The 24,644-nt window shown below is 73.0% G+C and carries 16 protein-coding genes; 11 read left to right on the top strand and 5 right to left on the bottom strand.

Translation table 11 applies throughout. The features are described 5' to 3' along the window. Positions 1 to 156: 156 nt before the first annotated feature. The gene (locus OG985_RS15190) at positions 157 to 2,961 is read left to right on the top strand and encodes an AAA family ATPase (protein ID WP_371668861.1); all 2,805 of its coding nucleotides are present in this window, start codon (positions 157 to 159) and stop codon (positions 2,959 to 2,961) included. On the opposite strand, the gene OG985_RS15185 is transcribed toward OG985_RS15190, so the two are convergent. After that, the gene (locus OG985_RS15185) at positions 2,958 to 8,564 is read right to left on the bottom strand and encodes a hypothetical protein (RefSeq protein WP_371668860.1); all 5,607 of its coding nucleotides are present in this window, start codon (positions 8,562 to 8,564) and stop codon (positions 2,958 to 2,960) included. The two genes, OG985_RS15190 and OG985_RS15185, sit on opposite strands and share 4 nt — an antisense overlap. Positions 8,565 to 8,814: 250 nt before the next feature. Between OG985_RS15185 and OG985_RS15180 the strand changes: the two genes are divergently transcribed. Continuing rightward, the gene (locus OG985_RS15180) at positions 8,815 to 9,354 is read left to right on the top strand and encodes a hypothetical protein (RefSeq protein ID WP_371668859.1); all 540 of its coding nucleotides are present in this window, start codon (positions 8,815 to 8,817) and stop codon (positions 9,352 to 9,354) included. On the opposite strand, the gene OG985_RS15175 is transcribed toward OG985_RS15180, so the two are convergent. Continuing rightward, positions 9,347 to 10,498: a serine hydrolase domain-containing protein gene (locus OG985_RS15175; protein ID WP_371668858.1), complete on the bottom strand. Its 1,152-nt coding sequence runs from the start codon at positions 10,496 to 10,498 to the stop codon at positions 9,347 to 9,349. The two genes, OG985_RS15180 and OG985_RS15175, sit on opposite strands and share 8 nt — an antisense overlap. Before the next feature lie 467 nt (positions 10,499 to 10,965). On the opposite strand from OG985_RS15175, the gene OG985_RS15170 reads away from it, so the two are divergent. Continuing rightward, positions 10,966 to 12,624: an RNA polymerase sigma factor gene (locus OG985_RS15170; RefSeq protein WP_371674381.1), complete on the top strand. Its 1,659-nt coding sequence runs from the start codon at positions 10,966 to 10,968 to the stop codon at positions 12,622 to 12,624. 374 nt (positions 12,625 to 12,998) lie between these two features. Here the strand turns inward: OG985_RS15170 and OG985_RS15165 are convergent, their stop codons facing one another. Continuing rightward, the gene (locus OG985_RS15165) at positions 12,999 to 13,709 is read right to left on the bottom strand and encodes a glycerophosphodiester phosphodiesterase (protein WP_371668857.1); all 711 of its coding nucleotides are present in this window, start codon (positions 13,707 to 13,709) and stop codon (positions 12,999 to 13,001) included. Positions 13,710 to 13,735: 26 nt separating this feature from the next. Beyond that, positions 13,736 to 14,797 carry an adenosine deaminase gene (locus tag OG985_RS15160; protein ID WP_371668856.1) on the bottom strand — a complete coding sequence of 354 codons (1,062 nt, stop codon included), beginning with the start codon at positions 14,795 to 14,797 and terminating at the stop codon, positions 13,736 to 13,738. Between the two features lie 161 nt (positions 14,798 to 14,958). Between OG985_RS15160 and OG985_RS15155 the strand changes: the two genes are divergently transcribed. After that, positions 14,959 to 16,014: a DUF4190 domain-containing protein gene (locus tag OG985_RS15155; RefSeq protein WP_371668855.1), complete on the top strand. Its 1,056-nt coding sequence runs from the start codon at positions 14,959 to 14,961 to the stop codon at positions 16,012 to 16,014. Positions 16,015 to 16,089: 75 nt separating this feature from the next. Here the strand turns inward: OG985_RS15155 and OG985_RS15150 are convergent, their stop codons facing one another. After that, positions 16,090 to 16,659, bottom strand: a complete 570-nt coding sequence (locus tag OG985_RS15150; RefSeq protein WP_371668854.1) for an NADAR family protein — start codon at positions 16,657 to 16,659, stop codon at positions 16,090 to 16,092. A 208-nt stretch (positions 16,660 to 16,867) separates the two neighbouring features. Here OG985_RS15150 and OG985_RS15145 point away from each other — a divergent pair, with 208 nt between their 5' ends. From OG985_RS15145 to OG985_RS15115, 7 genes are all read left to right on the top strand, one after another. Continuing rightward, the gene (locus OG985_RS15145) at positions 16,868 to 18,403 is read left to right on the top strand and encodes a gamma-aminobutyraldehyde dehydrogenase (protein WP_371668853.1); all 1,536 of its coding nucleotides are present in this window, start codon (positions 16,868 to 16,870) and stop codon (positions 18,401 to 18,403) included. A gap of 54 nt (positions 18,404 to 18,457) precedes the next feature. Beyond that, positions 18,458 to 19,705, top strand: a complete 1,248-nt coding sequence (locus OG985_RS15140; RefSeq protein WP_371668852.1) for a spermidine/putrescine ABC transporter substrate-binding protein — start codon at positions 18,458 to 18,460, stop codon at positions 19,703 to 19,705. Then, a complete protein-coding gene (locus OG985_RS15135; protein ID WP_371668851.1) occupies positions 19,702 to 20,868 on the top strand; it encodes an ABC transporter ATP-binding protein in 1,167 nt (388 codons plus the stop codon). The genes OG985_RS15140 and OG985_RS15135 overlap by 4 nt, the downstream gene beginning before the upstream one ends. Further along, positions 20,868 to 21,797 (top strand): ABC transporter permease, encoded by a 930-nt coding sequence (locus OG985_RS15130; protein ID WP_371668850.1) that lies wholly within the window; start codon positions 20,868 to 20,870, stop codon positions 21,795 to 21,797. Before OG985_RS15135 ends, OG985_RS15130 begins: the two co-directional genes overlap by 1 nt. After that, complete coding sequence (locus tag OG985_RS15125; protein WP_371668849.1) at positions 21,798 to 22,598, top strand: ABC transporter permease; 801 nt, start codon at positions 21,798 to 21,800, stop codon at positions 22,596 to 22,598. It abuts the gene before it with no gap. A gap of 29 nt (positions 22,599 to 22,627) precedes the next feature. Next, on the top strand, positions 22,628 to 24,046 hold the full coding sequence (locus OG985_RS15120) for an NAD(P)/FAD-dependent oxidoreductase (protein WP_371668848.1): 1,419 nt from the start codon (positions 22,628 to 22,630) through the stop codon (positions 24,044 to 24,046). 112 nt (positions 24,047 to 24,158) lie between these two features. Then, positions 24,159 to 24,611 (top strand): hypothetical protein, encoded by a 453-nt coding sequence (locus OG985_RS15115; RefSeq protein WP_371668847.1) that lies wholly within the window; start codon positions 24,159 to 24,161, stop codon positions 24,609 to 24,611. Positions 24,612 to 24,644: the final 33 nt, after the last annotated feature.

The raw sequence follows: 24,644 nt of genomic DNA, 5'->3' as shown, positions 1-24,644 counted from the left end.
ATCGGCCGTACGACGACCACGACGACCACGACGGCGACCGCCCGTCCGGTACCACGGCGCCCGTGTTGCACGGCCGTTGCACTTCTCACGTCACCGCACCCCGTCGGTGGACGTCTTCCCCGGCGGAAGGCGTCACGCCCGACCAAGGAGGCACGGATGTCCGTACCGCAGCGTGAACTGCCGCGCGAGCACCGGGAAGCCGTCGCGCTGCTGGCGGCCGGAGCCGCGCGGGCCCGGGCCGGCTCGGGCGGCCTGGTGCTGCTGCGCGGGGCCACCGGCACCGGCCGGACCACCGTCCTGGAGGCCGCCGCCGAGGCCGCGGCCACTCACGGCATGCGGGTGCTGCGCGCCCGCTGCTCGCCCGGCGACGCCGGCGTGCCCTTCGCCGCCGTACTCCAACTCCTCGCGCCCGTACCCGGATTCGAGCAGTTCGACACGGCGGGCGACGAACGCGAGCGGGCCGCACTGCTGCGGCGGGTCCTGCGCTCGTACGCCGACGACTCACCACTGTTGCTCGCCGTGGACGACATCCACCTCGCCGACGCCCCCTCGCACCGCTGGCTGGTGGAGTCCGCCCGGCACGTGGACCGATTACCGCTGCCGGTCCTGCTCGCCGTCACCGAACGCAGCCAGTACGACATCGACCCGCCCGCCCCCGGCTTCACCCACACCCTCTCGCCGGCCCTCGTGCACACCCACACCCTCGCCCCGCTCACCGCGGACTCGGCGGCCGGACTGGTGCGTGCGCGGTTCCCGTCGGCCACCACGCCGTGGATCGACAGCTGTGTGCGGGCCGGCGCGGGCAGCCCCCTGCTGCTCGGCGCCCTCCTCGACGACCTCGGCGCCCCCGGCCGGCACCCCACCGTGCCCGAGACGTCCGCCGCGCTGTACCCCGGGGCATACCCGGCGGCCGTGCGCTGGTGGCTGGACAGCGCCGGCCCCGGCACGGCGGAGTCGGCGCGCGTCCTCGCGGCCCTCGACGAGGGATGGGACCGCACGACGGTGGGCCAGCCGGGCGGCGATCCCGGCTGCCCCGACGAGGGCCTCGCCGGCCTGCTCGCCGGACTGGCGGGCGCCGACCCGGCCCGGGTCGCGGGCTGGCTCACCGCCATGACCGGACTCGGCGTGCTGCGCCCCGACGCCGACGGCCGCCCCCGCTACGCCCACCCCCTCCTGCGGGACGCGGTCCTCGCCGGCGTGCCCGCGGAGCGGCGGCGGGCCGCGCACCGGGCGGCCGCCGAGGCGATGCTGCACCGCGGCGCCCCCACCGAGACCGTGGCACGGCAACTGCTGCTGTCCGGCCCGGCCGGCACCGCCTGGGCGCCGGCCGTGCTCCAGGACGCCGCGTCCCTCGCCCTGCGTGACGGCCGCGACGGCGACGCCGTCGTGTTCCTGCGCCGCGCGCTGGAGGAGCCGTTGTCCGACGAACGCAGGCAACGGCTGCTGACCGAGCTGGGCTCCCTGGAGTGCGCCGGCACGGACTCCTCGGCCGGCATACCCCGGCTGTCCGAGGCGCTGCGGCTCGCGGGCGCACCGCAGGACCGGGTACGCACGGCGGTGGCCCTGAGCACCGCGCTCGCCGGGCGCGGCAAGACCCGCGCCGCCGTGGAGGTACTGCGCACGGTGAACGGCCAGCTCGCCGACCACCCCGACATCGGCGACCGCTCCGACCTGGCCGGCACCCTGCAGAGCGCGTCCGCCCTGCTCTCCGACCAGGACCAGACGGTCCGCGGAGAGGTGTACCGGTGGCTGTGCGACACCGCCGAACACTCCCCGCGGCTGGTCGGCCCGGCCGCCCGGGCGCTGCTCGTACGACACGCGGCAACGGCCGGACTGACCTCGGCGGACGACGCGATGCAGCGGATGCGCACCCTGCTCGCCGAGCCGGCCGAACCACTGACCGAGCCCTTCCTGCTCGGCACGGCCGCCGCCGTCGCCCAGTGGGCCGACCACCTCGACGAGGCGGAGCGGCTCGTGGACCGCGGCCTGGCCGGCCAGCGTCCCGACCTGCTGCACCCCATGCACGAGGCGCTGCTCAACGTACGGGCCGACATCGCGGCCGCCCGGGGCGAGTACACGCGGCTGCCCGCCGAGCCCCCCGTCACCTCGGACGCCGGACCCTCCAACGCGCACGCCCACACCCTGATCGCACTCGTGGAGACCGGCCGCGCGGCCGAGGCGCAACGCCTGGCCGACGGCTTCGACCTGCGGGCGGCGCCCGACTCCTGGGAACTGAACCGGTTCCTGTACGCGCGGGGTGTGCAGCGCGCCGCGGCGGGCGATCCGGCGGCGGCCCTGCACGACTTCCTGGAGTGCGGCCGCCGGCAGGGCGCCCGCCAGGTGGTCAGCCCCGTCGTCACACCGTGGCGCACGGCCGCCGCCGAGTGCCGCCTCGCCCTCGGCAGCCCCCGGGAGGCGCTCGCCCTGGCCACGGAGGAGCTGCGGCTGGCCCGGGTGTGGGGCACACCGCGCACGACGGGCCGCGCCCTGCGGGTGCTCGGCACGGTCACCGGCGGCCGCCGGGGCCTGGAGCTCGCCGAGGAGGCCGTACGACTGCTGCGGGACGCCCCCGACGTCGCCGAGCCGGAGTTGGTGGCCGCGCTGATCGCCCAGGGCCGCCAGCTGACCGCCGCCGGAGAACGCGTCCGGGCCCGGCACTGCCTGCGGGAGGCGGCCGAACGCGCCGAACGCCTCGGCGCGCCACGACTGCGGACCCTCGCCGAGGAGGCCCTGCGCGAGGGCGGCGCCCGCCGCTCGGCCGGCGCCCGCACCGGCTCCGGCTCCCTCACCGGCAGCGAGCGGCGCATCGCCCAACTGGCCGCCGACGGCCGCACGAACGGGGAGATCGCCGGTCTGCTGCACCTGGCCCGCCGCACCGTGGAGACCCATCTCACCAGCACCTACAAGAAACTGGGGATACGGCGGCGGAACGAGCTGAGCCAGGCGCTGGAGATGCCCTAGGGCACGGCGGGTGGCGCCACCACCGGCTGTCGTGGTCCGAGGTGGTTGTCGGGGTCCTCGACCCGCGCGCCCTCGGTGCTCAGCATGCGGCGCACCACCGGCTCCGGCATACGGATCACCACCGGAGTCGGCAGCGTCATCTCCCGTACGGCGGTGGCGGTGCGGGAGGTGCGGACCCGGTTGGTCACCTGGGCGACCACCCTGACATCCAGCGTGAACTGGACCAGACACGAAGCCGACTTGGGCTTGTGCAGCGGCATCGAGCCGGCCGAGTTCACCGCGCCGTCGGCCGTGCCGCCCGCACCGTCGGCGTTGCCCATGAGCTGGTTGAGGCGGAACTCGTCCGCGTTGAGCAGACCCGCCCCCGCGAGACCCCGTGCGCTCCTGCCGCGGTCGGTGGAGCTCAGACCGTCCGTCTGGGTGGGGCGAGGCGCGTCCAGGTGGCTCTGCCCCACCGTCTCGAAGGTCATTCTGTCGCCGACGCCCAGCACCCGCCCGTTCCGCAGCCGTGCGTGCACGGAGGCGCGCAGGTCCTGGCCCTCGGCGCCACTCGCGTGCACCGGCGGCAGGTCCGCCCCGGCGGAGGTCAGCAGCGGCAGCGCCGCGATCAGCCACTCGGTGGAGACCGCCTCGTTCAGCGTGTACGCGGCCGCCTGCCCCTTGTCCCGGAACCGGCCGCCGCCACCCGCCTCCCGGACCGCGGAGTTCACCAACTCCCGCACTCGGGGCGCCCCCTGGAAGCCGTTCACCTGCGCCTCCATCGGCAGCCGCACGCCCCGCGCCCGCCAGGTGCCGAGCCCGGCCGCCGGGGCACCGGCCGCATCCCGCCGGCCCCGCTCGGCACGCGGCGCCTCCGGCCGGGGAGCGGACATCCGGCCGAGCGCCGCCAGGTCCTTCTCCGGCACGCGGTGGGTCAGCGCCAGATCGTCCATCCGCGCGAGACCCAGGCGGGTGTCGCCCCGGTGCAGTTCGAGGCTCGCCCGGATCGGCACGCGCATCCTCGCCGACTTCACGGCGGACGCCTCCGCGACCGTCTTCATCCCCAGCTGGCCCCGGCTCACCGCGCCACCGCGCCGTGAGTCGCCGGAGGCGAGGCCGACGCCCGCCGCACCACCCGTGCTCTTCAACTGGCCCGCCCCTGCCTCCGGCTTGCCGGAACCCGCGAAGACGGCCTCCACGCCGGTCACGACGCCCTCGTCGTGGGAGTCTGCCTGTTGCGCGACGGCCGAGGTGATGTACTCCATGTCCCGGCCGTCGTCCGCCGCGCCGGCCGGTGTGGCGTCCCCCACGCGGTCGACCCTGAAGACCGCCCAGTACGGCGTCCTGCGCCCGTCGAACAGCTCGACCGTGACCCCGCCGTCCATGGCCCCGGACAACAGCCCGGCCGAACCGTCCCGGTCCAGGACGCGCAGCAGGCGCTGCACGTTGTCGTTGCGGTCCTTGAGCTGCTGCCTGGGCAACAGGGCCTCGGCGAGATCCTGCCGTCCGCTTCGCGCGAGCCGCGAGCGCAGGGTGTCCAACAGCGGTACGAAGTTCGGCAGATCCTCGACCATGCCGAAGCCGAGGGGGAGGCCGCGGGCGAGGGAGGGGCCGGGGTGGGCGGCCGTGGACGAGGAGGAGGCGGCCGTCTCCGGGCCACCGCCCGCCTGGCGCGGGCCGCCGGGCGTGTCCGTGTCGCCGGCCCGCCGCCGGGCGCCCGCCGTGTCCGTGCCATCGGCCGGCTTCCCGCGGCCGGCCGTGTCCGTCTCCGTGCCGGTCCGTGGCAGGCCATCGGCCGTCGTCTCCGGGCCGGTCCGCCGTCGGCCACCGGCCGTTTCCCGGCCCGCGGCCGCCCGCTCCGGGGAGTCCGTCCGCTCCGGGGCGTCCGCCCGCTCCCGCGTGCCGGTCCGCCGTCGGCCATCGGCCGTTTCCCGGCCCGCGGGCGCCCGGTCCGGGGCGTCCGCCCGCTCCCGCGTGCCGGTCCGCCGTCGGCCATCGGCCGTTTCCCGGCCCGCGGGCGCCCGGTCCGGGGCGTCCGCCCGCTCCCGCGTGCCGGTCCGCCGTCGGCCATCGGCCGGTTCCCGGCCCGCGGGCGCCCGCTCCGGGGAGTCCGTCCGCTCCGGGGAGTCCGTCCGCTCCGGGGCGTCCGCCCGCTCCCGCGCGTCAACCCGTTCCCGCGCGCCGGCCCGTGCCGCGGCCGCCCGGGAACTCTCCGGCCCGCTCTCGCCGCGCGGGGACGAGGACGCGGCGAGCGGCTTCGTGACCGGCTCCTCCACCGGCTCCGCGTCCAGCTTCAGCTGTCGGCGGATCGACGCCGGCAGTTGCGCCTCCGTCAGCCACACCGCCGCTTCGGCCGGCAGGGTCCGCGCGGCCTTCGCCACGTACGGGCCGCCGCCGGTGACCTCGACCTCCGCGACCATGTTCACCAGCAGGTCGCACTGGACCAGGTAGAGGGGGGCCTTCCTCGGCGTGTGGGCGTTGCGTTCGACCGTGCCGGACACGCCGGACGACTCGGCGCCGCCCTCGCTGCCGGTCCGGTACGCCGACAGTCCCTGGCCGGTGCGCCAGGCCGGGCCGTTCTCCGTGCCCATGACCCCGGCCTGCACCGTGCTGGTGGTGCTCTGCCCGTGCTGTCCGGCGGCCTGGTGCCCGCCGAGGACGAAGGTCTCCGTGCCGGGACCGGCGCCCCGGTGCACGAACTTCGGGTTGGTCAGCGTGAGCCGGATGCCGACGGCCCCGTTCAGTGCGGCAAGACGGCGCGGGTGGCGCAGGTTCTTCACCACCCAGCCCGACGACGCGGCCTGCCGCAGCGAGGCCGTGATCGTCTGCGGGCTGAACCGCTCCTCGACCGCCAGCCGCGGGGCGAGCCCCTCCGTCGCGAGTGCCGGGTCCTCGCGCAGGTCCTTGTTGCGGGCGGCGGCCCGGGACAGCAGGGTCAGCGCGAGGTCTCGGACGGGCTGTCCGTCGCCGACGGTCTCCACCAACTGCCAGTCCCGCAGCGCCTGTCCGACGGCCGGTCGGGGGACGAGCGCGGCCAGGTCGCCGATGCCCGTGGCGGCGACGTCCCAGTCGGGGCGCGGAGCCCGCGCCCGGCGGGCGCCGGCCACCGCCTCGTGCCGCCGCTTCCCGTCGTCGTCCAGGGTGAACTCCGCCGGGGTGAGCAGCCGTACGTCCTGCTCGTCCAGGTGCAGCCCGGCCAGCGTCCTCGGTTCCGGCACGTCCCGACCGGGGGAGCCGGGGGTGAGGCCGCGCGCGAGTTTGCGCGGCCGGGAGGTCATGGTGACGTCGACGTCGAGGCGCAGGGCCGCTCCGAAGGTCGCGGCCGTCTCGGAGCCGTTGGTCAGCAGGTCCGTGCGTGTGGTGGGGCCGGCCTGGTTACGGCGGGTGCCGACGCGGTGTCTCTCGACGCGGGCCCCGCCGGTCAGGACGCCGGGGACCAGCCGGGCCTGGGCGAGGACCAGACCGCCGATGGAGCGTGAACTGCTGCGCCCGCTCTGCGTGTTGCCGGCGACGCCGGAGTGGCTGCGGACCATCCAGTCCTTGGTGTCGCCGAGGTAACCGGTCTCGCGGAGGGCGCCTTTGAGGTGTATCTGCACGTCGTGGGCGTGCATCGTGGTCTTGCGGCGTAACCGCACCCGGATGCCGGTGGACAGCAACTGGTCCTTGTTGACCCTGAGGTTGGTCTCCGCCAGGGCCGTCATCAGCTCCCGGTGGTTGTCGCGCTGGGCCTCGGCCTCCTCCCTGCCGGTGTGCGCCCCCGGCGGGGTGACACCGAAGGCGGGGAGGTAGCCGGCCAGCCGGGGGTCGGTGGCGAACAGCTCCCGTACGGCCTTCACCAGGGGGCCGGTGTCGAGCCGGCTGAGGGTGACACTGGACCCCATGGCGCCGAAGGGAAGGTGACGTTCGACGTCCACCTCGTCGCCGTTCTCGTCGGTCCGCTTCGGCTTCTCGAGGAACTCGCCCGCCGTCACTCCCGGCGGCAACGGCAGCCCGAGGTCCCGCGCCTCGTCGGCCCGCAGGCTCATCCAGACCTTCATCGAGTGCTCGGCGACCCGGGTGCCGGGGTCGAGGACCATCCGCGCCGAGCGGGGGCCCGTGCCCTCCACGGTGAACTTCACGGTCCCCAGGTAGAGCACCTTGTCGCCGCGGACCTCCGCGCCCTGCCGGCTGGTCACGGTCTGCTCGGCCACGGTGAACCGCGCCTTGCGGGCACCCGCGACCGGCATGGCCGTACCCCGGACGACGGCCGCGTTGGCGGCCGCCCCGACGCCGATCGCCGGACCCAGGCCGCCCGAGACGGCCCGCCCCTTGCCCGCGGAGTCGGTGACCGTGTTCTGCGTCTGCTGGTGGGTGCGCAGCTGCGTCCTGCCGGTGCCCCAGGCGGGGGAGAGGCCGGTGATCTCGGCGCGCATCCGGTAACTGCCCGTGCTGTCGCCGTCCTTGGCGTGCAGGTCCTCGCCGGTGACGCCGTCGCGGAGCAGCCGGGGCATGTCCTCCAGGACGGTCGCCGGAGAGGTCGCCCGGTACAGACGGTCCAGGCCGGGCGCTCCGGGTGCGGTGAGCGAGGGGTGCAGTACGGAGGCGACCGCGTCGAAGAGCCCGCCGCCGCCCCGGTGGGGCGCGGCGGTGTCGGTCACGCCGACCGGGGCCAGGGAGTCGGCGAGCGAGACGGCCCGTGCGGTGTCGGCGCGGACCGGCCGCGGCGCGGGCGGCGCGTCGGTGCCGACGGGAACCAGGTGCTCGGTGGGCACCCGCTGGGTGAGGGTGCCCACGTCCTGGAAGGTCTGCTCGCCGGGGGTGCCGTGCTTCTTGATCCGCACCTCGTAGCGCACCCTGCGGGGCACCTCCACCGAGCCCTTGTCGCTGCGCAGCACGCGCGGTTCGGCCACGTTGCGCTGGCTTCGGGACTCCCGGGAGGACTGCCAGGGCTGGAAGTTGGCGGTGGCGGCGCCGCCCACCCAGACGGCGGGCGCGACAGGCGCGAGCCCGAAGGCGAGCCCGCCCGCGCCCTTGCCGGTGGAGCCGCCGGCGGTGGTGCTCACGCCGGCGGAGGTGTTGTGCTGGACGTCGACCTTGGTCTCCTTGCCCTCCGCGTCCTCCAGTTCGGCCTGCGGCACCTCGTCGGTGCCGGGCGAGGCGTCGGCCGACAGGGCCGGGGGCTGGAAGACGGGCGGCTTGTCGCCAGGGGCTCTGGAGACGGCGACGGTGACGTCGTACGACTCCTTGCCCTTCGTGCCCTGGACGGCGAAGGCCCGGCCCCGGCCGAAGAAGCTCTCCGGCCGTCCGGCCAGTTCGGACGCGATGCCGGCGACCGTGCCCTCGCCGTGTCCCACCACGGCGGCCACCGCGTGCCGCACGAACTCGTGCCCGGTCAGCCCGTACGCCGTGGAGAGGCCGCCCGCCTCCAACTCCAGCAGGTACGACGGCAGCACGAATCCCGTCTCCGTGCGCTCCTCGACATCCGGCAGCGGGGGCACCGCTCGCTGCCGGCTGGCGGTGCGGTCGGGCCCCGGCCGCTCGCGCCGCAACGCCTGCGCGGTGGCCGCGTTTCCGGCGGACCGCTGGAAGGCGAGCAGCGCCTGGGGAGCGGCACCGACGGGTGGCGGGCCGGCCGTGCGGCGCACCCCAGGAGCCTGCCGAGAAGCCTCGTTCCTGCCGTCCGCTGACTGCCGCTGTGTCCGCACGGCCTCAACGTAGCCACCGTCCGCGCAGGTCGGGAGGCATCCGCCCGCTCCTGGACTGTTCGCCTTCCCCGCCACACCGGGAGATCGACTCCCGTTCACCTGACGGCCTTCCGGCCCCCGGGCGTTGGACCGCCGATACCGTCCGCACCATGGTTTTGAACATGTTCAATTTCAGGCGTACGCTGCCCTCATGAGCGACAGAGCCGCCCTTCTCAAGGGCATCCGCGCATGGCTGGTTCTCTTCGTCGTCTGTCTGGTGCTCAGCGGCGCCACCGCCTTCCCCCTGGTGCACGAACTGCGCTGGACCGAGGACCTCCTGCGGGCGTTGTCCGTCCCGGAGCACGTCCCGGCCCTGACGGACTGGATCGAGCACGTCCGGCGCGGACTGGACACCGCCGACACCGACTACCCCTTCCTCCTCTACGGCACCGACTGGCTGGCCTTCGCGCACCTCGTGATCGCGGTCGCCTTCTACGGCCCCTACCGCGACCCGGTCCGCAACATCTGGGTCGTCGAGGTCGGGATGATCGCCTGCGCCGGAATCATCCCGCTCGCGCTGATCTGCGGGCCGCTGCGGGACATCCCCTTCTGGTGGTCGGTGATCGACATGTCGTTCGGGGTGTTCGGCGTCATCCCCCTGTACGCCGTACGCAGGAAGATCAAGCGGCTGGAGGCGCTGGAGACGGCGGGTGCGGTCACCGCCCATCCCGCACGGGCGGTGGCTACTTGAGGGCGGCCCGCGCGATCCGCTCGGTGACGGGGTTCATCGCCTCACCCTTCGCGTCCGTCGCGCCCACGGACAGGACCAGGGTGCGGGACAGGTCGCGGGTCGCGGCGACGAGCGTGCCGTAGCCGTAGCGGGCGCCCGACTTGAGCCAGTAGACCCGGCCGCCGAACTCGAAGCGCTGGAGGCCGGCGCTCATGGTGGCGCCCTCGATCCGCGCCGGGAGGGTGAACATCTCCCGGAGCTGCGGCCGGGGGACCAGGTCGCCGCGGAACAGACGGGTCACCAGGCGCTCCAGGTCCGCGGTGGTGGAGATCATGTCGCCGGCCGCGAACCGGTCCGCCTGGTTCCAGTCGGTCACATCGACGAACTCCGTCGTCCCGTCGTCCCGTCGGACCGCCTGGTAGCCGTGGTTGTGCGGGCCGCGGATGCGCGGGTCGGTGCCGGGGAAGCAGGTGTCCCGCATACCGGCGGGGCGCAGCACCCGCCGGGCGGCCTCCGAGGCGTACGACCGCCCCGTCACCTTCTCCACCAGCAGGCCCAGGACGGTGTAGTTGATGTTGAGGTAGTGCTGCTGGGTGCCCGGGGCGAACTCCCGCTCCTTCGCCACCGCCGACGCCACGACGTCGCGGGGCGACAGGGTGTCGAAGCGGTGCGCGTACTGCTCCGCGAAGGAGTTCCCGAAGCCGTCGCCCGCCGGGATGCCGCTGGTGTGGTTCAGCAGCTGCCGCACGGTGACCCCGGCGAAGCGCGGGCCGAGCAGCTCGGGAAGGTAGTGCCGCACCCGCGTGCCCAGGCCGACCCGGCCCTCCGCCACGAGGTCGAGCACGACGGCCGCCGTCACCACCTTCGTCGTGGAACCGGCCCGGAAGCGGGCGTCCGGGTCCGCCGCGCGGCCGCTCTCCAGATCGTGCACCCCCGCGCTGCCGCGCCAGCTGCCGTCGGTTCCCCCGACCCGCACCAGGGCCGCGGTCGCGTCGGCGTCCGGGAGGCCGGAGATCGCGGCGCCCAGGGCGGCGCCGTCCGGGCCGGTAGCCGTGCTGTGAGCGGCCGCCGGTCCGGGGGCGGCCAACGCGGGCGCGGCCAGCGGACCGGCACCCAGAGCCAGGGCGAGGGAGGCGGCGAGGACGGTACGGCGACGGACCCGCATGCGGTTGCTCCAGGGGGCGAGAGGGGCGAGAGGGGCGACGGGGTGTGTGTCTCCGCGATCATCCTCCGGCCGTACCGGCACGCCTGGATCGTCACTCGGGAGGACCCCGGGCCCTGGCGAAACCCCGAGCAAACACCGTGGCAGATGCGGGAGTTGTGGGGGCGCGTCCCCTAGGGGCCCCCGCGGAGGCGAAAAAAAACCGTTATCGCGGCGGCCTTCACCCCGTCTCCACGCTGTGACCCCCGACATAGCCAAGATCCCCGGCCGGCCCGAGAGTGTGCGTGCACCACAGCGGCGACCTCAACCTCGTCTCGGCCGCCCGCCGCGGTGACTCCAGCGACCGACGGCAACGGCACGAACCAACGACAACCGTCGACGGCACCAGCCGTCCACGCCGTCGACAGCAGCACCACCAGCCGACGACGACAGCCGTGGACAGCACCCACCTCAGCCACCGAAAGGGCACCGTGGAGACTCAGCACTGGCGCTCGACCATCGCGGCCGCGCAGGCCGGCGACCGGCAGGCGCTGGACGAGCTGGTCGCGGGTTGGCTGCCGCTGGTCTACAACATCGTCGGCCGCGCCCTCAACGGCCACGCCGACGTCGACGACGTCGTCCAGGAGACGATGCTGCGCGCCGTCGGCAACCTCGGCTCGCTGCGCGACCCGGACAGCTTCCGGTCCTGGCTGGTGGCGATCGCCATGCGGCAGATCCGGGACCGGGCTCGCCGCAGGACGCCCGCCCGGCTCGACGAGTCGGCGGCGCACGAGGCCACCGACTTCGCCGAACTCACCGTGCTGCGGCTCCGGTTGGAGGGCCAGCGGCGCGAGGTCGCCGAAGCCGTGCGCTGGCTCGACGACGAGGACCGGCAGCTCCTGTCGCTGTGGTGGCTGGAGGTCGCGGGTGAACTCACCCGGCGCGAGCTGGCGGCCGCCGTCGGCATCAGCCGGCAGCACGCCGCCGTGCGCGTCCAGCGGATGAAGGAACGCCTGGAGACCTCACGCGGCATCGTCCGGGCCCTCGACGGCGCCTGCCCGGACCTGCGCGAGCTGACCGGCCGCTGGAACGGACGGCCCGACTCCGTGTGGCGCAAGCGGCTGGCCCGGCACATCCGGGGGTGCGCCTACTGCGGCGACGCCCGCGAGCCGGTCGTACCGGCGGAACGTCTGCTCGTCGGCATCGCGCTGGTCCCGGTGCCCGTCGGCTTCACCCTGTCGCTGGCGCTCGGCGGCAAGACGGCGGTGGCCGCCACGTCGGTCGGCTGGTCCGCCAAGGTGCTGAGCGCGCTGGCCAAACCAGCCGTCGCCATGACGGCCGGCGCGACTCTCGTCGCGGGTGGCGCCTACGTCGTCACCCGAACGCCCGACGACCCGCCGCCGCACGCCGCCACCGCCCCCACCGCGACCCGCACGCCCCGCCCGCCGTCGCCCCCGGTCGCTCCGACCACCTCCGAGTCCGTCGCCGCCTCGCCTTCCGCGTCGCCGTCGGCGACCCGGGCGAAGGCCGAGCTGTACGGCACGGTCGTCGACGCCGTCGACCGGGCCCCCGACCCGGACGCGCGGCCGGCGGCCCTGCCGCACCGTCCCGCGTCCGGGATCACCAGCACCGGCGGGGCCAAGGCCGTCATGAACCACCGCGGGGACGGTGTGACCCTCACCGGGCAGGGCTACGTCCTGGTGCGCTGGCAGATCTCCCCGCAGTACCGGTCCGGCGCGCTCGTCATGCCGTCCTGGACCGGTCTCGAGGGCAGGCTCTTCCACGTGGCGTCCGGCGGCGGCCGTCGGATGGACGACCCCACCGGCGACGACACCACCGGCATGGGCGGCCCCGACACCGGTTACACCGTCCTGCCGGCCGGCACCCAGCAGATGTGGCAGAACGAGTACTTCTACCTCGACGGCACCGTCACCCTCACCGTGAACGAACGGGGCGCCGACTACGGCCTGGCCGTCTTCCCGTCCAGCTGGGACGCGGCGGACAAGGACGTCGAGACCGGCCCCGCGCAGGGCGCGATCCGCTACGGCCTGGTCCGCGACACCGGCAAGGACACCGCCCCCGTACCCCAGTACGCCACCCGCACGACCCCGACCGACCCGGCGACGGTGCCGCAGCGATCCCGTCTCTGACCGGGGCCGGCGAAGCCGCGCCGTAAGGGGCGCGGGGAACGGCGCGACAGGCCACGACGCGCCCGCAGCGGCCGTGCGGGCTTCGCGGCGGAGGGCGGAAGGCGGGTGCCGATTGCTCGGCCGGGATGCCCGGCTCTGAACGGGGCGGGCGAAGCGGCCCCGAAAGGGGCGCGGGGAGCGGCGCGACCAGCCACGACGCGCCCGCGCCCACCGCACCGGCTTCGCGGCGGAGGGCGGTGTGCCGGTTGCTCGGCCGGGATGTCCGGCTCTGAGCGGGGCAGGCGAAGCGGCCCCGAAAGGGGCGCGGGGAACGGCGCGACCAGCCACGACGCGCCCGCGCCCACCGCACCGCCCCGAGGCGGACCGCGGCGCGCTCAGCGCCCGGACCCCGTTCCCCCCGCCCGCAGCGCGTGCAGCACGTCGACGCGGTTCGTCGTGATCGAGTCGACGCCCGCGTCGAGAAGCCGGAGCATCGAGCGGCGGGTGTCCGGCGTCCAGACGGAGAGCAGGCAGCCGTCGCGGTGGACACGGTCGGCGAGATCGCGGTCCACCAGGCCGAAGCGGTAGTTGAGCCACCGCGGCCGCACCGCCGCCAGCAGCGCGGGCCGCGGCGGCGCCAGCGACTTCCAGGTCAGCGCGATCTCGGCGGCCGGGTCGGCCGCGCGTACGGCGAGCATGGCCGGGGCGTCCGCGCAGTAGTACACACGGTCCTCGGCCCCGCACTCGCGCACGACGTCCACGACGCGGCGCACCGCCCGCAGTCCGGGCGTGCCCGGCAGGTCGAGCATCAGCCGGGTTCCGTCGGTCGCGGCCAGCGCCTCGGCCAGCGTCGGGACTCCGCCCCCGGTCAGCCCGCGCACCTCGTCCGCCGACAGCGAGAGCAGCGGCCGGTCCAGCTCCCACAGCCGCTTCAGGGTCGCGTCGTGCAGCAGCACGGGCACGCCGTCTCGGGTGAGCCGTACGTCGACCTCGACCGCGTCCGCGCCCCGGCGGAGCGCGGAACGCACGGAGTCGAGGGTGTTCTCCCGGACGCGGTAGGGGTCGCCGCGGTGGGCGACGGCGGTCACGTTCTGCTTGTCGCTCATGGTGGCGGGGCCCTCCGGGGCGGGGCTCAGGGGGCGAGCCATGCCGAGGTGTACGCGTCGATCTCGTCCTTGATCCGGGACTTGCCGGCCTCGGTGAGGAAGGACGCCTCGACCCCGTCCTTGGCCAGCTCGGCCAGACCCCGCTCGTCGAGGTCCAGGAGCCGGGCGGCGACGGCGTACTCGTTGTTGAGGTCGGTGCCGAACATCGGCGGGTCGTCGGAGTTGACGGTCACCAGGACCCCGGCCCGCACGAACTCCTTGATCGGGTGTTCGTCGAGGGTGCGGACCGCGCGGGTGGCGATGTTGGAGGTCGGGCAGACCTCCAGCGCGATGCGGTGCTCGGCGAGGTGGGCGAGCAGCTTCGGGTCCTGGGCGGCGCTGGTGCCGTGTCCGATGCGCTCGGCGCGCAGGTAGTTGAGCGCGTCCCACACGGTCTCCGGGCCGGTCGTCTCTCCGGCGTGCGGCACCGACCGCAGCCCGGCGGCGATCGCCTGGTCGAAGTACGGCTTGAACTGCGGCCGCGCCACGCCGATCTCTGGCCCGCCGAGCCCGAAGGAGACCAGCCCCTCGGGGCGCACCCGGTCGTCGGTGGCGAGCCGCGTGGTCTCCTCGGCCGCCTCGAGCCCGGCCTCGCCGGGAATGTCGAAGCACCAGCGCAGCACGGTCCCGAACTCCGCCTCGGCCGCCTTGCGCGCGTCCTCGATCGCGTCCATGAACGCCCGCTCGTCGATACCGCGCCGGGTCGAGGAGAACGGGGTGATCGTCAGCTCGGCGTAACGCACCTGCTGACGGGCCAGGTCACGGGCCACCTCGTAGGTCAGCAGCCGCACGTCCTCCGGGGTACGGATCAGGTCGACGACCGACAGGTACACCTCGATGAAGTGGGCGAAGTCCGTGAACGTGAAGTAGTCGACCAGGGCCTCGGGGTCGCTGGGAACCCTGGAGTCGGGGTGCCGGGCGGCCAGTTCCGAGACGATACGCGGGGAGGCGGAGCCGACGTGGTGAACGTGCAGTTCGGCCTTGGGCAGGGACGCGATGAACGCGTGCAGGTCGCGCGGTACGCGAGGGTCGACAAGACGGTCGGTCAAGGGTCCTCCCCAAAACGGCGTCCCCGGCCGGGGTGCGGCGGGACGCGGGTGATCGGCTGATCGGTGACTCGGGGATCATCGTAGGCCGGGGGCACGCGCCGGGGCGCAGCCGCATAGCATGACGCCACGCAGGACAGCACGCACGACGGAGGGGGCCCACCATGTCCGACGACGCGCAGACGCCGAACGCGCCGGTGGGCACGGGGGACGGGGCCGCGGCTCCCAAGGTGCCGCTGCACAAGCCGGACCGGCCGGCCGACTCGGCGGCTTCGGCAGCGCCCCCCTGGGCGCCTCCCGCGAGCGACGACACCGCCGGCACCGGACCGTCTGCCGGCCCCGGACCGACCGCCGGCCCCGGACCGACCGCCGGCCCCGGACCGACCGCCGGTCCCGGACCGACCGTCGACACCGGCCCTCCGGCCGGGCCGCCCCCCTCCGTGCACGACTGGCAGACCGTCACGGCACTCCCCAGCCCAGTCGCCCCACCTCCGGCCGACGTACCTCCGATCGCCACGCCCCCGGCAGACGCCGCACCGGCCCCGCAGCCGTGGGCGTCCCCCTTCGCCCCGCCGAACCCGTCCGCCCAGGCGAACGGCGCGAACGGTGGGCCTGGCGCGAACGCTTCGAACGGCACGGCCGGCTCGGGCGGCAACCCCTTCGCCCCGCAGAACCCCTTCGCCCCACCGAACCCCTTCGCCGCACCGAACCCCTCCGCCCCGGCGAGCGGTGCCGCCGGCCCCTTCGCGCCCCCGGTCGCCGCCCCCTATGACCAGGGGCAGCCGGTGCCTCCGCCGCCGATCGCCCCCGACGGTCCCAGCCAGGTGCCGTACGGCTACCCGGGCGGTTACGGCTACCCGGGCCAGCCCTCCTACGGCGCTTACGCCGGTCAGAGTGGTCACGGCGGCCTCGGCGGCGCCCATGCCCCCAGGCCCCAGGGCACCGGGACGTACTACGGCTGGCCCGGGATGACTCCCCAGCCGAGCAACGGCGCGGGTACGGCGGGACTCGTGCTCGGCATCATCTCGGCCGTCATCTTCTGCCTGTGGCCGATCGCCGTGCTGTTGGGCGTCCTCGCCCTGATCTTCGGCATGATCGGCCGCGGGAAGGTCCGCCGCGGCGAGGCGACGAACCCCGGCCAGGCCCTTGCCGGGATCATCTGCGGAGCGGCCGGCATCGTCCTCGGCCTGGTGGTCATCGCGTTCCTCATAGCGAGGTAGGACCGCGAGAGCCTGACAGGGACGTAGAGACCGCGAGGAGTACCTGACGACAGGGACGACAGGGCGCCCCGCCGGTCAGATGCCGACGGTGCCGCTCCTGAGTCTCTCCCGAGCCTCCATCAGGGCGAACCCCAACAGATTCGGCCCTCGCCAGCGCTCCGGGCGCGAAGCCGCCTCGTCCGCCGCGGCCAGCCCGATGCCCCACACCCGGTCCACGGGGCTCGCCTCCACCAGCACCCGCTCGCCCGTGCCCAGCAGGAAGTCCCGCAGGGCGGGGTCCGCGGCGAACTTGCGCACGCTGCCCTCGACCACGATGCCGAACCGCTCGCGCACCCACACCGCCTCGTCGAAGTTCCGCACGAGCCGCCCGGCCTTCTTCGCCTCGGCGGGATGTCCCGCGGCGAGCACCCGCTGTGTCGCCTCGGCGTCTCCGAACAGCCGGGCCTTGCCGGCCATCATCCAGTGCTCGGCGGTCGCGTAGGACACGGAATCGGCCACGAACGGTGACGGCCACCACTGGCTCAGACAGCTCGCGCCGACCCGGCCGTCCGCCTGCGGCCGGTGCCCCCAGAAGTGCAGGTACCTGACCCTTGCCCCCGCGCGGACCTCCCTGATCAGGGTGTCCCAAGAATCGATCTTCCCCATGCACGCGAGTGTGGCACGCACCACTGACACTCCGTCCTGCCTTTTCCGCGCCGACTCGACACCTGGTCGACAGATTCCGTCGCGTAACCAAAAGGCAACAACGGAATCACTTGTTGACGTCCCTTTGCTCTGTCAGGATCGGCACTCAAATCAAGCTGGAGCTACGCCACCCGCCCCGAGCTACGGGCGCCGGCGGAGGAGAGCGGACATGCACAATCCGGACAACGCCACCCCGGACCGGTTCCCGGCCCGGGACCGCTTCGCGGACGGCGCGCAGTTCATCGCGGGCCGTCCGGCCAAGGGCACCTCCGGCCGTACGCACACGATCGTGGACCCGGCCACCGGCGCGGACGTCCACACGTACGAGCTGGCCGGCCCCGACGACGTGGACGCGGCCGTCGCCGCCGCGCGCGGGGCCTTCCCCGCCTGGGCCGCCGCCACCCCCGGCGAGCGCTCGGACGCCCTGCACCGCTTCGCCGCGGTACTCGCGGAGCGGGCCGGGGAGTTCGCCCGCGCCGAGTCCCTCCAGTGCGGCAAGCCGCTGAAGCTGACCCGCGAGTTCGACGTACCGGGGACCATCGACAACACCGCCTTCTTCGCGGGTGCCGCCCGGCATCTGCAGGGGCAGTCGGCCGGCGAGTACTCCGGTGACCACACCTCGTACGTCCGCCGCGAGCCCATCGGTGTCGTCGGTTCCATCGCGCCCTGGAACTACCCGCTCCAGATGGCCGCCTGGAAGATCCTTCCGGCGATCGCCGCGGGCAACACCGTCGTGCTCAAGCCCGCCGAGCTGACCCCGCTGACCTCGCTGCTGTTCGCGCAGGCCGCCACCGACGCGGGCATCCCGGACGGGGTGATCAACATCGTCACCGGCACCGGCAGGGAGGCCGGAGAGCGCCTCGTCGGGCATCCCGACGTGGTCATGACCTCCTTCACCGGCTCCACCGCCGTGGGCCGGCGCGTCGCCGAGATCGCCACCGCCACCGTCAAGCGCCTGCATCTGGAACTGGGCGGCAAGGCGCCCTTCGTGGTGTTCGACGACGCCGACCTGGAGGCGGCCGCCAACGGAGCGGTGGCGGGCGCGCTCATCAACACCGGCCAGGACTGCACCGCGGCCACGCGCGCGTATGTGCAGCGTCCCCTCTACGAGGCGTTCGTCGCGCGGACGGCCGCCCTCATGGACGGCGTCCGGCTCGGCGACCCGTTCGCGGCCGGTACCGACCTCGGCCCCCTGATCTCGCACGCCCAGCGCGACCGCGTGGCCGGTTTCGTCGACCGGGCGCGGGCCTACGCGACCGTGGTCACCGGCGGCGAGGCACCCGAGGGGGACCTGAAGGACGGCGCCTACTACCGCCCCACCCTGATCGCCGACGCCGCTCAGGACAGCGAGATCGTGCAGTCGGAGATCTTCGGTCCCGTGCTGGTCGTTCTGCCGTTCGACGACGATGATGAAGGTATCCGCCTGGCGAACGACACCCCGTACGGGCTCGCCGCCTCCGCCTGGAGCCGTGACGTCTACCGGGCGAACCGCGCCACCCGCGAGATCAAGGCGGGCTGCGTGTGGGTCAACGACCACATCCCGATCATCAGCGAGATGCCGCACGGCGGCTACAAGGCGTCCGGCTTCGGCAAGGACATGTCCGCGTACTCGTTCGAGGAGTACACCCAGATCAAACACGTCATGTTCGACAACACGGCGGTGGCCCGGAAGGACTGGCACCGCACGATCTTCGGGGACCGATAGCCGAACAGGCCGCCCGACCCGCGGCCGCACATCTCCCGAAAGGGCACCAAGCGCATGGAGCAGTACGAGCCCGACCGCCTGTCCCCGGCCCAGGTGTCCGCCATGCGGCGCAGCTTCCGCAACGGCAGGGCCTCCCTGACGCGCCGCTCGATGCTGCGCGCCTCCGCCGGAGGCGCGCTCACGGTCGGCGGACTGGGGGCACTGAGCGCCTGCGGCATCCCCGCGGCGGGCAAGACACAGGGCGGCGTCTCCGCGGACGACCACTCGGCCACGGAGAAGACCGTCGACTTCTCCAACTGGACCGAGTACATGGACGTCGACGACAGCGGCAAGCATCACCCGACGCTCGACGCCTTCACCGAACGCACCGGCATCAAGGTCAAGTACACCGAGGACATCAACGACAACAACGAGTTCTTCGGCAAGATCAAGCCGCAGCTCGCCGCGGGCCAGGACACCGGCCGCGACCTCATCGTCCTCACCGACTGGCTGGCCGCCCGCCTGATCCGGCTGGGCTGGGTGCAGAAACTCGACTCGTCGAACCTCCCGCACGCCTACGCCAACCTGTCGGCGCAGTTCCGCGACCCGGACTGGGATCCGGGCCGTGCCTACTCCTATGTGTGGCAGGGCATCTCGACCGTCATCGCCTACAACAAGAAGGCGCTCGACGGCGTCGAGGTGAAGTCGATCTCCGACCTGCTCGACAACCCGAAGCTCAAGGGGCGGGTGGGCTTCCTGTCGGAGATGCGCGACAGCATGGGCATGACGCTGCTGGACATGGGCAAGGACCCGGCGAACTTCACCGCCGACGACTACGACGCGGCGATCGCCCGGCTGCAGAAGGCCGTCGACAAGGGGCAGATCCGCCGCTTCACCGGCAACGACTACACCTCCGACCTGACCAGCGGCGACTTCGCCGCGTGCGTCGCCTGGGCCGGTGACGTCGTACAGCTGAAGGCGGACAGCCCGGACATCGACTTCCTGATCCCGGACAGCGGGTACATGACGTCGACCGACAACCTGCTGATCCCCAACAAGGCGCGTCACAAGACGAACGCCGAACGGCTGATCGACTACTACTACGAGCCGAAGCCGGCCGCCGAGCTCGCCGCGTACATCAACTACGTGTGTCCCGTCGACGGTGTGCAGTCCGAGCTGGCGAAGATCGACGAGGATGCGGCGAACAACCCGCTGATCATCCCCGACAAGGCCATGGCCGCCAAGTCCCGTGCCTTCCGCTCACTGAGCGCGAAGGAAGAGACGGCGTTCGAAGAAAAGTTCGCGAAGCTGACTGGGGCGTGACCACCGTGACGACGAACAAGACCGACCACGGCGGCGACGTCCGCCTCTCGGGCATCAGCAAGAACTACGGCTCCTTCACCGCCGTGCATCCGCTGGACCTGACCGTTCCACAGGGCTCCTTCTTCGCCCTGCTCGGCGCCTCCGGCTGCGGGAAGACCACCACCCTGCGGATGATCGCGGGACTGGAGGAACCTTCCTCCGGCACCGTTTTCCTCGGCGACCAGGACGTGACCCCGCTGCCGCCGTACCGGCGCCCGGTGAACACCGTCTTCCAGTCCTACGCCCTCTTCCCCCACCTCGACATCTTCGAGAACGTCGCCTTCGGTCTGCGCAGGCGCGGCATCAAGTCGGTGAAGAAGCAGGTCGGGGAGATGCTGGACCTGGTGCAGCTCGGCGAGCAGGCGCGCAAGAAGCCGCACCAGCTCTCCGGCGGCCAGCAGCAGCGCGTGGCCGTCGCCCGGGCCCTGATCAACTCGCCCAGGGTGCTCCTCCTCGACGAGCCCCTCGGCGCCCTCGACCTCAAGCTGCGCCGCCAGATGCAGCTGGAGCTCAAGCGGATCCAGACCGAGGTCGGCATCACCTTCGTGCACGTCACGCACGACCAGGAGGAGGCCATGACCATGGCCGACACGGTCGCCGTGATGAACGCGGGCCGGGTCGAACAGCTCGGCTCGCCCGCCGACCTCTACGAGAACCCGAACACCACGTTCGTCGCCAACTTCCTCGGCACCTCGAACCTGATCGAGGCCGAGGTCGACTCCAGGACCGGCGACGACATCGTGCTCAGGGCGGGCGGCGGCAAGCTCGTACTGCCCGAGGCGCGCTGTTCCGCCCCGACGACGACCGGCGGGAAGGTGCTGGTCGGCGTCCGCCCGGAGAAGATCTCCCTCACCCACGCCGACCAGGCGGGCGAGATCCCGGACGGCCGCAACCGGATCACCGGCAGGATCGCCGACTCCAGTTTCATCGGCGTCTCCACGCAGTACGTCATCGACAGTCCCGTCTGCCCCGAGTTCGAGGTCTACGCCCAGAACATCGACCGCGACGCCCGGCTCGTGCCCGGCGCAGAGGTCGTCCTGCACTGGAACCCCGCGCACACCTTCGGCCTGGACGCGGCCCAGGACATCGACGCCGGCATCGACACGGCGGAAGAGGCGGTCTGATGTCGACCCTCACCGAGGCGCCCCCGCCTCTCTCCCCGACCGCCCCGGAGAAGAAGCCCCCGCGCAAGCGCGGCCGCCTGGTGCCGTACTGGCTGCTGCTGCCCGGCCTGCTGTGGCTGGTCGTCTTCTTCGCGCTCCCGATGGTCTACCAGGCCTCCACGTCCGTGCAGACGGGCTCCCTGGAGGAGGGCTACAAGGTCACCTGGCACTTCGCGACCTACTGGAACGCGCTGTCCGACTACTGGCCGCAGTTCCTGCGCTCGGTGCTCTACGCGGGTTCGGCCACGGTCCTGTGCCTGATCCTCGGCTACCCGCTCGCGTACCTGATCGCCTTCCGCGCGGGCCGCTGGCGCAACCTGATCATGATCCTGGTGATCGCGCCGTTCTTCACCAGCTTCCTGATCCGCACGCTCGCCTGGAAGACGATCCTCGCGGACGGCGGCCCGGTCGTCGGCGCCCTCAACACGCTGCACGTCCTGGACGTCACCAGCTGGCTCGGCATGACCTCCGGCGACCGCGTCCTGGCCACACCGCTGGCGGTGATCTGCGGTCTGACGTACAACTTCCTGCCGTTCATGGTGCTGCCGCTCTACAGCTCGCTGGAGCGCATCGACGTCCGGCTGCACGAGGCGGCGGGCGACCTGTACGCGCGGCCGGTCACGGTCTTCCGCAAGGTCACCTTCCCGCTGTCGATGCCGGGCGTGGTCTCCGGCACGCTGCTGACCTTCATCCCGGCGGCCGGCGACTACGTCAACGCCGAACTCCTCGGCTCGACCGACACGCGCATGATCGGAAACGTCATCCAGACCCAGTTCCTGCGGATTCTGGACTATCCGACCGCGGCAGCCCTCTCCTTCATCCTCATGGCCGCGATTCTCCTCATGGTCACCTTCTACATCCGCAAGTCCGGGACGGAGGATCTGGTTTAAATGGCCCTCGTCAACTGGCTCAAGCGTCATTTCGTCGTCATCGCGGGACTGCTGACACTCGGATATCTCCTGCTGCCGAACGTCGTCGTCACGGTGTTCTCCTTCAACAAACCGAAGGGTCGCTTCAACTACCAGTGGCAGCAGTTCTCCACGGACGCCTGGAAGGACCCCTGCGGCGTCGCCGACATGTGCGGCTCGCTGTCGATCAGCCTCCAGATCGCCGTCTGGGCGACGGTCGGCGCGACCGTCCTCGGCAGCATGATCGCCTTCGCGCTGGTCCGCTACCGGTTCCGCGCGCGGGGCACCGTGAACTCGCTGATCTTCCTGCCGATGGCGATGCCCGAGGTCGTCATGGCGGCCTCACTGCTCACCCTGTTCCTCAACCTGGGTGCCCAGTTGGGTTTCTGGACGATCCTGATCGCCCACATCATGTTCTGCCTCAGCTTCGTCGTCGTCGCCGTCAAGGCGCGCGTGATGTCGATGGACCCGCGCCTGGAGGAGGCGGCCCGGGACCTGTACGCGAGTCCCGTCCAGACCTTCCTCCGGGTGACCCTGCCCATCGCGGCCCCCGGAATCGCCGCAGGCGCGTTGCTGTCCTTCGCCCTCTCCTTCGACGATTTCATCATCACCAACTTCAACGCCGGCTCGACCGTCACCTTCCCCATGTTCGTCTGGGGCTCGGCCCAGCGCGGAACGCCCGTGCAGATCAACGTCATCGGCACGGCCATGTTCCTCGTCGCCGTTCTGCTGGTGCTGGCCTCGATGGTCATCGGGAATCGCCGCAACAGGCAAAAGGCATAACCGCACGCATCCTGTAGGGAGTTGAAATCATGGCCCCAGGCGCCATGAACCGTTGGACCACGTCACTCTCCGACGCGCAGCCGGTCCCGTACTGGCTGGAGGATCCCGGAAAACCCCACCCCGAGCCCGCCCTGACCGGCACCGAGACCTGCGACCTGCTCGTCGTCGGCGGCGGTTACAGCGGACTGTGGACCGCCCTCAACGCCAAGGAGCGCGATCCGCGGCGGGACGTGGTGCTGATCGAGGGCCGCGAGGCGGGCTGGGCCGCCTCGGGCCGCAACGGCGGCTTCTGCGCCGCGTCCCTCACCCACGGCCTGGCCAACGGCCTGACCCGCTGGCCCGACGAGATCCACAAGCTCCAGGAGCTGGGCGCCCGCAACCTCGACGAGATCGAGCAGGCGGTCGCCCGGCACTCCCTGGACTGCGACTTCGAGCGCACCGGCGAGATCGACGTCGCCACCGAACCGCACCAGGTGGCCGAACTCCGCGACTGGTACGCCGAGACGCGACGCCACGGCCTCGCCGACGGCGCCGAGTTCCTCGACCGGGAGGCGGTCCGTGAGCAGGTCGACTCGCCGACCTTCCTGGCGGGCCTGCACGACCGCCGGGGCGTGGCCATGCTCCACCCGGCCAAGCTCGTCTGGGGCCTCAAGCGCGCCTGTCTGCGCCTCGGTGTCCGCATCCACGAGCACACGCCCGCCCTGTCCCTGAAGCCGTACGGCGCCGGGATGGCCGTACGCACCCCGTACGGGCAGGTCCGCGCCCGCCGGGTCGCGCTCGGCACGAACATCTTCCCGAACCTGGTCAGGCGCGTGCGGGCGTACACGGTCCCGGTCTACGACTACGCGCTGATGACCGAACCGCTCACCGCCGACCAGCTGGCGTCCGTCGGCTGGAAGAACCGGCAGGGGCTCGGTGACTCGGCGAACCAGTTCCACTACTTCCGGCTGTCCGCGGACAACCGCGTCCTGTGGGGCGGCTACGACGCGATCTACCCCTACGGCGGCCGGGTACGGGCCGAGCACGACGACCGCCCGGAGACGTACGCCAAGCTCGCCGGGCACTTCTTCACCTGCTTCCCGCAGCTGGAGGGGGTCCGCTTCACACACGCCTGGGGCGGCGCGATCGACACCTGCTCGCGGTTCTCGGCGTTCTACGGCACCGCGCACCAGGGCAGGGTCGCGTACGCGGCGGGCTACACCGGTCTGGGAGTGGGCGCCACCCGGTTCGGCGCGGACGTGATGCTGGACCTGCTGGCGGGGGAGCGCACGGAGCGCACCGAGCTGGAGATGGTCCGCAGAAAGCCCCTGCCCTTCCCGCCGGAACCCTTCGCGTGGACCGGCATCGCCCTCACCAAGTGGTCGCTGGCCCGCGCCGACGCGCACGGCGGCCGGCGCAACCTGTGGCTGCGGACGATGGACCGGCTGGGGCTCGGCTTCGACAGCTGAGTGTGTGCCGGTTCACTCCAACGGGATGCCGGAACCCGCGTAATGCCGACGGGGAACCTCCCTCTCCCTTGTGACGCGACTGGCGTCCACGAAGGAACCGGGAGGTCTCCTCATGACTTCGGCGATGACGGCGGTCGAGTGGCTCGCATCCGTCGCACCGGATCCCCGGGCCTGCCGGCGGGAATGGGAGCGCAATCCCCTCGGGGTCGCGCTGCTGCCCGCCGGCAGGGCCTGGGACGTACTGATCCTGCCGGGTTCGCTCGGCTACCCGACGCTGGACGTCCTCACCCGCATCCTCGACCGGCCAGGACCGGTCCTGGCCGACTTCGGCGACGCCCGGATGGGCTTCCTCGTACCGCCCGGCACCGCGGCCCGCTGGCTCGGCACGGGCATCCGCACGGCCGGGCCCGGCACCTGGATCGTCGTGCCCTACCCGGGCCGCTCGGCCGGCGGGGTGCGCTGGCTGGTGCCACCCGACGGCTCCGGCACCCTCACCGACCCCGCGCTGCTGGAGCTGGCGATGCACGAGGCGGCGGCGGGACCGACGGGCGACGAGGGCAGTTAGCGGGCCGGAGGTCTTGACAACCGGATTGGTCTG

The sequence above is a fragment of the Streptomyces sp. NBC_00289 genome (assembly GCF_041435115.1).
Classification (GTDB): Bacteria; Actinomycetota; Actinomycetes; order Streptomycetales; family Streptomycetaceae; genus Streptomyces.
The sequence above is the reverse complement of the archived record's forward strand: the minus strand, read 5'-3'. Positions and strand labels throughout refer to the sequence as shown.